Source organism: Cytobacillus sp. FSL K6-0265 (genome assembly GCF_038003465.1).
GTDB lineage: Bacteria > Bacillota > Bacilli > Bacillales > Cytobacillaceae > Cytobacillus > Cytobacillus stercorigallinarum.
This window is the reverse complement of the sequence record NZ_JBBOPE010000001.1, coordinates 259,576-271,826: the sequence shown is the minus strand read 5'-3', so window position 1 is coordinate 271,826 and position 12,251 is coordinate 259,576. Positions and strand designations below refer to the sequence as shown.

The 12,251-nt window shown below is 35.9% G+C and carries 12 protein-coding genes; 2 read left to right on the top strand and 10 right to left on the bottom strand.

Annotated elements, in window-relative coordinates; genetic code table 11:
* Positions 1–41: 41 nt before the first annotated feature.
* The 3 genes from tcuA to MHH73_RS01395 all read right to left on the bottom strand — a co-directional run bounded on the left by tcuA (position 42) and on the right by MHH73_RS01395 (position 3,951).
* Entirely contained in the window at positions 42–1,523 is a 1,482-nt protein-coding gene (gene tcuA, locus MHH73_RS01405) for an FAD-dependent tricarballylate dehydrogenase TcuA (protein ID WP_341064138.1), read from the bottom strand.
* Positions 1,524–1,620: 97 nt separating this feature from the next.
* Complete coding sequence (locus tag MHH73_RS01400) at positions 1,621–2,643, bottom strand: AbrB family transcriptional regulator (RefSeq protein ID WP_341064136.1); 1,023 nt, start codon at positions 2,641–2,643, stop codon at positions 1,621–1,623.
* A gap of 18 nt (positions 2,644–2,661) precedes the next feature.
* Positions 2,662–3,951, bottom strand: a complete 1,290-nt coding sequence (locus MHH73_RS01395) for a CitMHS family transporter (protein WP_191813901.1) — start codon at positions 3,949–3,951, stop codon at positions 2,662–2,664.
* A gap of 144 nt (positions 3,952–4,095) precedes the next feature.
* Between MHH73_RS01395 and MHH73_RS01390 the strand changes: the two genes are divergently transcribed.
* A complete protein-coding gene (locus MHH73_RS01390; protein ID WP_341064134.1) occupies positions 4,096–4,965 on the top strand; it encodes a LysR family transcriptional regulator in 870 nt (289 codons plus the stop codon).
* Between the two features lie 324 nt (positions 4,966–5,289).
* Here MHH73_RS01390 and MHH73_RS01385 read toward each other — a convergent pair whose 3' ends face one another.
* Complete coding sequence (locus MHH73_RS01385) at positions 5,290–5,778, bottom strand: GNAT family N-acetyltransferase (protein ID WP_341069606.1); 489 nt, start codon at positions 5,776–5,778, stop codon at positions 5,290–5,292.
* A 443-nt stretch (positions 5,779–6,221) separates the two neighbouring features.
* Between MHH73_RS01385 and MHH73_RS01380 the strand changes: the two genes are divergently transcribed.
* On the top strand, positions 6,222–8,240 hold the full coding sequence (locus MHH73_RS01380; protein ID WP_341064132.1) for a HelD family protein: 2,019 nt from the start codon (positions 6,222–6,224) through the stop codon (positions 8,238–8,240).
* On the opposite strand, the gene MHH73_RS01375 is transcribed toward MHH73_RS01380, so the two are convergent.
* The 6 genes from MHH73_RS01375 to MHH73_RS01350 form a co-directional block, all read right to left on the bottom strand.
* The gene (locus MHH73_RS01375; protein ID WP_341064131.1) at positions 8,232–8,954 is read right to left on the bottom strand and encodes a MerR family transcriptional regulator; all 723 of its coding nucleotides are present in this window, start codon (positions 8,952–8,954) and stop codon (positions 8,232–8,234) included. The genes MHH73_RS01380 and MHH73_RS01375 overlap by 9 nt on opposite strands.
* A gap of 264 nt (positions 8,955–9,218) precedes the next feature.
* Positions 9,219–9,695 (bottom strand): SRPBCC family protein, encoded by a 477-nt coding sequence (locus tag MHH73_RS01370; RefSeq protein WP_341064129.1) that lies wholly within the window; start codon positions 9,693–9,695, stop codon positions 9,219–9,221.
* A gap of 322 nt (positions 9,696–10,017) precedes the next feature.
* A complete protein-coding gene (locus MHH73_RS01365) occupies positions 10,018–10,236 on the bottom strand; it encodes a hypothetical protein (RefSeq protein WP_341064128.1) in 219 nt (72 codons plus the stop codon).
* A gap of 331 nt (positions 10,237–10,567) precedes the next feature.
* Positions 10,568–10,717 (bottom strand): hypothetical protein, encoded by a 150-nt coding sequence (locus MHH73_RS01360; RefSeq protein ID WP_191813915.1) that lies wholly within the window; start codon positions 10,715–10,717, stop codon positions 10,568–10,570.
* A 177-nt stretch (positions 10,718–10,894) separates the two neighbouring features.
* On the bottom strand, positions 10,895–11,476 hold the full coding sequence (locus MHH73_RS01355; protein ID WP_341064127.1) for a GrpB family protein: 582 nt from the start codon (positions 11,474–11,476) through the stop codon (positions 10,895–10,897).
* A gap of 149 nt (positions 11,477–11,625) precedes the next feature.
* Positions 11,626–11,961, bottom strand: a complete 336-nt coding sequence (locus tag MHH73_RS01350; protein ID WP_341064126.1) for a CPCC family cysteine-rich protein — start codon at positions 11,959–11,961, stop codon at positions 11,626–11,628.
* Positions 11,962–12,251 lie beyond the last annotated feature (290 nt).

The following is a 12,251-nucleotide window of genomic DNA, read 5'->3' as shown; positions in this document are numbered from 1 at the left end:
ACGACTCCCACCTTTTCATACTGGGAGTCGTTCTGAATAAATTATCTTACTTTTTGGGCATGGCGTGAAGCCGCTGCACCAGCTAATTTGCCAAAAACCGCGCCAGACATTAAGCCTGAGCCACCGGGGTAATTTTCATAGAAAATACCACCAATCATTTCTCCAGCCGCATATAAACCTTCGATCGGTTCATTTACTTGATTGACTACTTCCCCTTCTATTGTTGTCGCTAATCCCCAAAATGAGAAAGTAATTCCGCACGTCACAGGATAGGCATAGAATGGTCCTTCACTTATCGTTTGTGCCCAGTTAGATTTAGCTGGGGTAATGCCTTTTGTCGCTTTACCGTCTTTTTCTGAAGGGTTGAATTCGCCCTCTTGGACAGCTGCATTATATGCATGAATGGTTTGTAGAAACTGTTCTTTATTCACATCTAATTGGTCTGCAAGCGCTACAAGTGTAGCTGCTTCAAAGACTGTTGCTTCTTCTAAATCATATTCCGCACGCAAGATTGGGCGAACTTTTGCATCATAAATTTGGTAGGCAATATTTTTCGGTTGTTTTAAGATTTCTTTACCGTATTTTGCATAGGTATAGTTACGGAAATCGGCTCCCTCGTCTACAAAGCGTTTGCCTTCCACATTCACCATCACACTATACGGGTAAGAATGTTTTTTAAAGATATCACCTGGTTTTTGGAAATCTCCTACTCTTGGTGCATTGGCATCAGTTCCAATGGCGTGACAGCCATTCCTTTGTCCAAACGTTTGTGCACCGATAGATATCGCCATATCAATGCCATCGCCCGTGTTAAACTCCGTCCCTCTAACGATTGCTTCGTTCCACTCACTTCCTAATGCCTCAGCACGTTTCTTGTTGTCTGCTTCTATACTTCCACATGCTAAAACAACACTTTCACATTGAATCGTCTGCAGCTGCTCTTTTCTTTGCACTTCGATCGCCACTACTGCCTCATTTTCCGTGACAATATTTGTAGCTGCACTTTCATACCAAACCTCAATTCCCAACTCTTCACAGCGATGAAATAAGCTGCGCATTAAACCAATCCCCTTATCAACGGTTTTAACTGGTAAACCGCCCCAGAAATGAATTTTCCCTTCTTTTTCAAAAGATTGATTCGCATAGTTTAACTCAAATGCAACCCCATGCGTTTTCATCCATTCAATGGTTGGTAGAGATTGTTCGACTAATTGACGAATCAGCTCTGGTTTACTTTGATTCTTTGAAACACGCATAATATCTTCATAAAAGTCTTCTGTTCCGTATACGGGCATATCAATTTTATTAATCGTTTCTTGATCTAAATCTATCACTTTCGTAATGGCTTCTAAGTCTTGATAAGCTACACGAATGGCACCGTCTGTAAAAAATGAATTACCACCACGTTTTTCAATTGGTCCTTTTTCTAAAACGAGTACCGAACTCCCTTGCTCTTTTGCAGATATCGCTGCACATAAGGCCGCATTTCCTGCACCAACAATCACGACGTCATATTTTAACATCAAGCATATCCCCTTTTTCATTGATATTTTAACTATAAGAAATAATTAGAGATAAATAAAATACAGGATTTTTAGTAATAAGCATAAATATTTTTTATCACTTTAATATTTTCCACTTTAATATTGGTAGGATGATCACATAAATAAATAACATCCGAAATAATTGAAAAATCGTCACATGTGTTGCATCAGCTTGTAAAGCTGTAGCAATGAGCCCCATTTGATCCATCCCTCCCGGGGCAGTACTTAAATAACTAGTAGCAAAGTCCAAATCAAAGAAGAACACCATCCCCTCTGCAATAAAAAAGGTCAGGACTAACAGTAAAATGGCGCTACTGATCCCACCAATTAAAACACGAACAGGTAAACGTAAAGATTTCGGATGTAAAAGTAAGCCAATGTATGCACCAATACAAAGCTGTGCTATATGTAGCAAGTGACCATCCATTGGGGCTACGTCTACTTTAAAAAGGCTTAGTAGTAGTCCGATCAGAACAGGCGTTAAAAAATGCGGGACAGGTAATCTTAATTTTTTTCCAATCGGTAACAAGAGCAATCCTAGTAAGATTAAGCTAAGATTATGCAGAAGATTGGATGAACCTTGTGCGGGTGCTCCCGGAACTTCACCTGTTAGGGAAACAATAATCGGAATGAGACCAACAACAAACAGGACGCGAATAACATGAAAAAACGTGACTACTGTTACATCAATATCCTTTTGTTCTTCTGCAAAAACGACTAATTGCGATAAACCACCAGGAATACTAGCTATTATCGCTGTGGCAAATGGGATACGTGCCCATTTTTTCAAGAGATACGCCATTGCCAAACAAAATAAACTTAAAACAATGTTGAGTATGAACATAAACAATAATGTGTCTTTCATAGCAATCAATATATTGAAAGTAAAAAGTTGACCAATCGCCGTCCCTACTATTAGGAGTCCAATATTTCGCATCATAACAGGCCATTTCATCGGTATTTTCCATATCAGCTGTGTGAGCAATACACCAAATAATGAGCCTAACATCCAAGGCATAGGGAAGGAGAGCAGATGGAAAACAATTACACCAATAATTGCTACAATTACCACTGTGACAATAGGGAAAATTGCGCGCATTATATTTCCTCCTAATGATTAAACGCTAATGGCTCCAGTAATGACCGCTGTTATTATTAAGACAACAGATGTTAAGAAACACCAAAGAACCGCATACTTTTGGTATTCTCCTAATTCTCTTGAAATCATTCCGACTAATAAAAATGTCGAAGCAACTAACGGACTTAGAAGATGAACTGGTTGACCAAGTACAGACGCTCTTGCTACTTCAATGGGATCAATTCCGAATGATGTAGCCGTTTCTGCTAAGACTGGCAGAACACCAAAGTAATAAGCGTCATTAGACATAACAAAAGTAAAAGGAATACTTGTAATCGCTACAATTAAAGGAAATTGTGAACCTAAAGAGTCAGGGATTAAAGAAATAAGCGCATTTGACATCGCTGTGACCATACCCGTCCCCGATAAGATGCCTGTAAAAATCCCAGCCGCAAAAACAAGCGCTGTGACGATTAATGCATTCCCTGCATGCTTCATGATTATTTCTTTTTGCACATTATTTTTCGGGAAGTTAATCATTAATGCCATAGCAAAACCAAGGATAAAAATAACCGACGGTGGCCAAACCCCTTTTACGAGGACGACCATAATAACAACCGTTAATACTAAGTTAGTCCACCACCGGATACGGGACGGTTTACCGGCACTTTCTTCACCTGTATGGACGATATGATCAATGGAAATGTCATGAATCCCTACACGGTTACGTTCTCTCTTCCCTAAAAAATAGGCGACGAAAAGTACCCATATCGCCCCAACTACCATTAACGGAATCAATGGAACAAAAAACTCCGACGCATCCACACCAGTTGCAACAATTGCCCGTGTTGCTGGTCCACCCCACGGCGTCATCCCACTCATGACACTTAAAGAGATCATAGCGATGGTTGCTAAAATTAATGGATTCATACCTATTCTCAAATATAATGGTAATAATGCTGAGACTGTAATCATGTACGTTGTTGTTCCATCTCCATCTAATGCAACCGCTAATGCTAACGCCCCTGTACCTATAGCAATTTTAACTGGATCCCCTTTGACAATAGCTAAAAGTCGTCGTATAAATGGATCGAATAAACCTGCATCTATCATCACACCAAAATATAAAATAGCGAATAATAATAAAGCTGCAGTTGGCGAGACTTGCTTTACCCCATCTAACATCATGTCGCCAAGCGAAGAAACAAACCCTCCAAACAAAGCAAAGATGATCGGAACGGTGATCAATGCCACAATTGGAGACAAACGATTACTCATGATTAGATATGTAAATACAATAATCAAGACAAATCCTAAAGTAGCTAGCAAAAGAACTCTCCCCCTTTTCTCTTAGTTTTGAAAGCGTTTTATTTATCTTTTTTTACAGAATATATGATATATTCTAATAAATAAAATAAATAGTTTTCAGTAATACCTATAAAAAATTTTTATTTCAAGCGGAAAGGAGTTTCTATGAATCTGAACGATTGCCACATGCTCATCGATTTGTACAAAACAAAAAATATTACGCACACAGCCAATCATTTATATACATCCCAACCTGCAATCACTTATCGTATTAAACAATTAGAAAAAAAGTATGAAATAGAATTAATCGTACGAGGCTCAAAAGGAATCGATTTTACGGAGGAAGGGCGAATTCTTTATGAACACGCAGAACATATCATCCATACCGAAAGATTATTAGTTGACCGTTTAGCTAATCTAACAGTGGATACACGGGGGACCATTGCTATTGGTGCTTCTGGTTTGTTCTCGTTATATCATCTACCTAAAATATTAAATGACTTTAAAGAACTTTATCCTAACATTCATATACAACTTAAAACGGGATGGAGTAGCGGTATGAAAGAAGCACTCAATGCGGAAGATATTCATTTAGCCATTATCCGGGGAAATTACGCTTTAAATGCAAAGAAATACACACTCTGTACTGAAGAATTATTTGTCGTATCGAAAACACCGTTTAAAAAGGAGGATATCCCGCACTTACCCTTTATCACCTATAAAACAGACCCTTCATTAAGTCTCTTAATTGATAAATGGTGGCGTACCAATTTTCAACAACCCATCCACCCAAGCATCGAAACAGATCAAGCCGCTACATGCAAAGAGATGGTAAAGTATAATGTTGGTATCGCCGTACTACCCGGCATCAGTATCGAAGGCGAAGACGACTTATACACTATTTCATTAAATGAATTTGGAGAAGACATCTATTATCGAGAAACGAGTCTATTTTATAATCCATTCGTCGAGAACTTACGTCATGTTAAATTATTTATAGATTTTTTGAAGAGTCATTATGATGTGGAAATATAGCTGAGGGGGGAGCCAAGCGTTAGCGTTTGGCTCGGGCTATACTATAAAGCCTTTAAGTCTATCCTCAAAATATCTCTCATTTACTTTGTTTATTGCTTTCGTTTTCTTATAATCACTCATTCTACACATGCGTTTGAGCGCCATTTAAAATAGTGCTTAAAGGACAGTATTTTAAAGGACCAGGGTTGATCTGATTGCATCCCACCCATTAAGGCAATTCTTATTTTTTTATATCAGATAAAAATTCTGTCCATGGTCACCTTCATAGGAAAAATACTATCAAGCTACATAGCCCTTATCATCCTGAATCATTATGATGAACATTTATATGTTAAATGATTGGATCAGACATAATTCATCGTCAATACGATCCTGCTTTTCTTCGTACTGAATATTGAAATCGTTATATATTTTTTTCCAAAACGATACCGCGGGTTTATTTTCTATCAACTCAATGACGTAATACTTTCCTTGTCTCTTATCAAATAACTCTTGCATAGCTTGCGTGCTATTTCCTTGCCCTCTGTATTTATTAAGCATGAAAAGATCATTCACTGCAAAATCATGATCTTTTTTTAACAAAGGCCGCTCTAATAGGAGGATAAACCCTATAATATTCATATCTTTCATGATGAAGTATGGGGAGAGACCATCTACTTCCCAAAACTGATCTAATCCCTCATATTCAAAAATGCCTTCTGGCCCGATGTCAAGTGTTGATGTGTATCTTGAAAGGTCATGAAGGTACAAAGAGTAAAGGTTTTTTAAAATATTCTTTTCTGATTTTAATACTTCTCTAAGTGCCACAGACATTATATTAGCTCCACCTTTTTGTTTTTTTTGTATATTTTCACCAAACAACACAATCTCTCCTGCAAAAGGATGAATTAAACCCGTTACAATTTTCGTGATGGATGTTTTCCCTGCATCATTTTGCTGAAAAACCCGTATATTACTGCTACTTCTAACCTAAGTAAGCTAGAGCCTATATTGTGAACAATTACTCTTAAACCATAAACTAACAGGGGCATTAACAGGTTGGTCCTTTTCTTAAGTCACAATAGAGTCAGGTTAATCGAAATATTGATATTTTTTTATATGAGGTGATATAACTAATTATTAGAGGAAAAATACGATGTATTTAACTTGTTGGTTACAATAGATTTAAGATCTAAAAAATATAACCATCCATTTAGACACCAACGAGAATCTTTTTGTTATATTTGGTGATACACTTGAAAAGGAGGGAATTTTTGATGGAGACAAGCGAAATTGCTTATCTTGAAAAAACGATAAATGAATTAACAAAGGCATATAAAAAGCTTTCATCAAACATTATTGATCAAGACCACAATTTTAAGGATTTACAAAAATATATGGTTGAATATAAAAATGAACTCGATAAATTCCAGGTGTATGACTACCAGCAAACCTTAAGTATGATAGACAAACAGGGTTTCGCACAAGTGGTGGAACGTGAGCAAGTAAGAAAGCTGATAGATTCCCCATACTTCGGTCGATTTGATTTTTTATATCATGGTGACGATCCTAGTGAAGCAGAGACGTTCTATATCGGGCGCTTCGGTTTTGCCGATGAAGAAGGGACACAATTTATCTACGATTGGCGTGCACCTATTTGTAATATGTACTATGAATTTGAAATCGGTGAGGCCTATTATATTGCGATGGATCAGCAATTTGACGGGGAACTGATTAAGAAACGTCAGATTAAAATTGAAAATTCTAAGCTAGAATATGTGCTTGATAGCTCATTAACGATACAAGATCAAGTACTACAACAAACATTAAATCAGCATACAAATGATAAGATGAAAACAATCGTCACTTCGATTCAACGAGAACAAAATAAAATTGTAAGGAATGAATCAGCGTATAATGTCATCATTCAAGGAGTCGCTGGTTCTGGAAAAACAGCCGTTGCCTTGCATCGCTTAGCTTATTATTTATATAAATTCCGTGATACGTTACGAGCAGAACGTATTTTTATTTTGTCGCCAAATAAAGTATTCGGTGACTATATTTCTAACGTCCTACCGGAACTAGGTGAAGAGCTAATTCGCTCCTTTACATTGGACGAGCTTACGGCAAATTTATTACCAGCTGATGTAACGTTTAAATCATTTGAGGAAGAAACAAAAGAGATTTTATCGAATCCAAATGGGCCGTTGGCTTCACGTGCAAAAATGAAGGGGAATTATTCATTTGTTCAAAAGCTACAATCCTTTTTATCTAACTTAGACTCAAGGCTTCTTAAAAACGAAAGCATCTCCATTGCTGGTGTAGTGCTACAAGCTGATTATTTACAAGGTCGCTTCCTTCAATATGGAAAAGAACCGATTATTACACGTTTAGAACTTATGGCAGATGATATCATTCAAGTGCTTAAATCTAAGTGGGATAGGGAAGGGAAAATACCGAGTAAAAATGAAATCATAAAGCGTCTAAAAAAACGTCTCTTATTTTCTTCACCATTAGAGATTTATCGATCTTTTACCGAAACACTTGGGGAGAATTCTTTTCAGTTTTCGAAAAAACATTTTGAATTTAATGATGTATACCCTTATCTTTTTGTACAGTTATATTTTAAAGGAATTAAGCAGTATGAGCTCGTACAGCATTTTTTACTAGATGAAATGCAGGATTATACACCGATCCAATATGCTGTACTTTCTAAAGTGTTTACGTGTAAACGAACAATCATTGGTGATTTTAGTCAGGCCCTCTTACCATATGAAACGATATCAAAAGAGGGATTTGAAGCCATGTTTAATAATCTAGAATACGTCGAATTAACAACCACCTATCGATCATCGTATGAAATCGCAATGTATGCAAAAAAATTCATGCGTAATGGGGAAATTCATCCAATTGCAAGACACGGGAAAGAGCCGAAAGAATGGATGTATTTAACAATTGAACAAATGATGAAACAGATTCATGAAATTGCGAAGAATGATTATCGAACGACGGCCATTATCTGTAAGATGGAGGAAGACTTACAGATCTTGCAGGAACATTTAAACATACCTTTTACAGTACTGGATGGTCAAACGGAAAAGTTTGAAACAGGTCTACTTTTAACGACGATTCAGTATGCGAAAGGTCTTGAATTTGATGTTGTCATTGTACCTTTTGTGAATGAAACCAATTATAAAACTGAATTTGATCGTGGACTACTGTATATAGCTTCAACAAGAGCGATGCATGAATTAACCGTATTAGTGGATCAAGAAGCACCATCCCCGTTATTGTAATTCTGTTAAGATAGCAATGATTGTTTTCAAGTCATCCATTGCTATCTTTAATTGATTCATTAAATCGTCAGTTACATGGAAAAAATCCGATGAAAAGGTGGGCGTTTGTAAAATTTCCAGGATATCTGTATTTTTTTTCGATTGTTTCATTTCTTGAAATAAATGGGCAATGCTAGTAATCGAGAAATGTGCACTGCGTAACGTCCGTATTACAAGTAATTTTTGGATATCACGCTCTGTATAGATTCTTCGATTTTGTGCATTTCTTTTAACAGTATACAGATGATTCCGTTCCCAATTCCGTATTGTTTCTTCCGTTAACTGAAGCATAGAAGCAACAGACTTGTGGGAGTATGTTTGACCAGTAATCGATTTGTTTTGTAATAAATTTTTCACCGTTTCAATTGCTTTTAAAGCAAACTCATATTCTGTTTGCAAATAGGTTAAATAGGATTCTGCTGCTCGTAAGCTATCCTTGAACTGTTCGCGACCACTAAGTCTAACAATTTCTGTTGCCTTTTTGCGAAGATTATTCTGTATAAATTCTTGTCTAAAAGCAAGTCTAGAAATTTCCATTTGTTTAAGATGAAGTTCAGAATAAACTCTGTAACCATTTGGTTTTCTTGGTACAGGCGAAATAAACTGCCATTCTTCATAAAGTCTTACGGTATTTGGATGAACCTTAGATAATTTAGCAATTTCACTAGTTTTCATAAAAAAGTCACCTTACTCACTGAAGATAGAATGTAATGAAAAAATCCTACGAATAATTAAGATTTATCATATCAAAAGGGGTAAAGCAAGTGATAAAAATAGCTAGATATCCGAAAAAAAATGATGAACGAATGCGGTACAATCTGCTCAAAATGGGCTTGGTATGAATGCTCGCAAAAAAGCCATTTTATTTATTTTTTTCCATTTTTCATTCACTATTAACTTTCTTCGTATACCCTTGAGCATTAGTTCAATCATTTCCACTTAATTTGAATCAAATGCTTCCCGATAAAAACCTCTTAACTCCGCTCCGTTATCCGGCCATTCAGGCGACTGTTCATTAACCAACATAACCAATGCATCAAGACAGCGATGCCATCCCGCAGCTGTTGCCGCTGCCCAAGACCGGTCATCAAACGTATGCTTAAAAGTCATTCTGCTCCCATCATCGGTATTTTCCAACTCGATTCTCAGCAAATCAGCGCCTTCACGAAAGGCAAAAACTGCAGGTGGTTGGTATTCAGTAATGATTCCTTCGTACTTCGTCCCCTCACCATCATCAAAAGCTATTTTGCCATCTTCCTTAAGATCCATCTCTCCTGTTGCAAACGGATACCACTTGGTAAAGTAATCAGGATCTGTTACACAGCGGAAAACAACCTCAGGTTTATAGGCAAACAAACGCTCAAATTGCAAAACATAACGACCATTAACTGCATATAACTTACCGTATTCAGTCATTTTATTCTCCCTTACATTTTTATTCTTTATTAACATTAACAAAAAGTTTGATCTTAAACTATGCCCATTTGCGAAATAATATTGATAAGCAATTGTGGGGTGTTGGGCAAAAAGAAACAGGCTGATTCGATACTAGATCTAGCCTGAAATGGGTGTTGATTTTGATATTAAACAAACGCTTGTATGATTATTGGAAAACCACCTGAATACATCTATGTTTGTCCTAATTTTTCTCTTTCAGAAACCAATAGTTACAGGGAGATATATAAGCTCTTTTTGGAAGTGTCTTATTCTTTTAAGAAGCCTTTAATTTCAACAACAATTATTTCAAATAAATTTGCATTGATATATGATTATTTGCATAAGACCAAACTGTATTTTCTATTTTTAAGTTAGCACTAAATTTTTCAATCCAAACCTGTTTCGAATTCAATAATGCCGTTATTTGAGCAGTATTAAGTGTTACTTCTTCTGTCTCTTCATTTTTTTGAAAGACAAATACAACTTTTACTGAATCTCCTTGATTTGTTACAACACTCATTAACTCCCCTCCTTTTGTTTATTAGCATTATATACGGTGAGCCTTAGGAAAATGTTTCAATCTGATTAGTAAGGAAAATACCGAAAGGCACTGAAAAACCTTCAACTCTATACCGCTGAATTGAAATTGGAGACCTTTTGACACACTAAAAGGGTCTTGGTGAAGTGAGTTTATCAACTCCTTATTCAGTCTGCTTACCGTTGATAGACGCTATATGCGGGCTTTCTTTTCTTCATAAAAGCTTACTAAATTTAATTTTTACACTTTTAATCCAAATCTGGATCAAAAGTGTTTAATAAGGAAAGTTAATATTTCTCCAATTGCCATTACGCTAATCGTTATTTTTTTTAAAGCGTGGCTTAATGAAAAATAAACCGATAAAAAAGAATGCAAGCCCAAGCATGAAGCCCCAAAAATGCTTATCTAAGAATGCAAATAGGCCTATACTAAATGTTGCAAGCAAAAACATAATTTTCATCATTTTTATCACCCTAACAGTTTAGTGAATCAATCACAATCTTGGAAGCAGTCTCTGGAATCCTTATACAATGCACTTGATATAAAAACTCAGTTTTGAATAAAGATTGATCAAAACGGGCTCTTACTAGGTTTAATGTAATCAATATTTTTTTTAAGATTGGTTGGAAGTAAAAGCTCATTAGTATGGAGTATATTTGTTTTCAAATTCAATTCTTGCCATTTTAGTGTATTTGTTCACAAACTCTGTTTTTGCTTCCGTATATCCATCCCTGTCATGTTCATATTTGTCTATTAAGCTCAGTTTTAAGTTACTATATTCTTGAGCAACCTCTTTATGCAGCTGTAAAAAATCTCTAAAATACAATTCATTCCAATCGCCTATATATCTAACATGAAGATGAAATACTTTTTCGGCAAATCCTTTTTCTGTATAGCCTTTCATAAACATCATATGAGGTGCTGGCTTTTGTGGTTGCTTTTCAAAAATATATCCGTTTTCCTCTAACATACTCACTAAAAACTTCAAATCGCAGTCTTCTGTGATTTCAAGCAATATATCTATCGTTGGCTTTGCTAATAACCCATTAACAGAAGTACTCCCTATGTGATTTATTCGTTCAATATATTGATTACCGATTTTTTTAAGCAGTTTTTCTTCTTGTAAATACCAATCTTTCCATATTGGATCATGTTCTTTCAGAATAACCGGAAATAGTTCCCACAATTCTTCAAGTGACATTTCTGATAAACGCTTACGCACAATACAATCCTCCCTTTACTTAGTGAATCGTTATTAAAGAAAAGTTCAAATTTTTGTCATTGGAAAAGAATCAAAAACCTATTCTTTTCATTTTATACAAGATAAACAACACCCTTCAACTAACGCACCCGTTCGTGAAAGGAGCTCGCTTACTTTTCCCAATAATATTTTAACTGTTCTTCACCAATAAGGTTAAAATAATCCAGCCCATTTTTATGGGGTTTAGAGGGTGTAATACATTCATCAGAATGTAGTGGTCTCCACTCATCATCTCTTGAAAAACCCTTATATTCTCTAATTGTAACGGGTATCGCTTTTAAAATTTTTGCTTGTTCTTCACATAAACTGCCATCATTAGGACCTAATTCCAACGCTGGATATTCTAGTTGTGTTGGGTCATCTTCCCAATAACAAACCTCACATATATCGTAACTGAAAGGATCATCTAATGTTTTAAAACCACAACAGGGACAAGTATATCTCAAACGCACCAACTCCCTTTCTTATTTCTTAATTATATCTTTCTAGTTCATTATAAAACTATGTAGCTTGTTCAACTATCTGATGCGTTAGTGTAAGTACACTTTTTCACAAATCCTTTATTATATCCTTATTTTACCATATGTTAAAAAAATATTTATGCAACTCAATTGGCAACTCCCACCCCTCCAATACCATATTAAAACTATACATCCCCCACTCTGACAATCAACTTAATCGAAAGAACCACACTTACCGCTCCTAAAAGACATAGCCCAACAAAGCTTTCCAATTT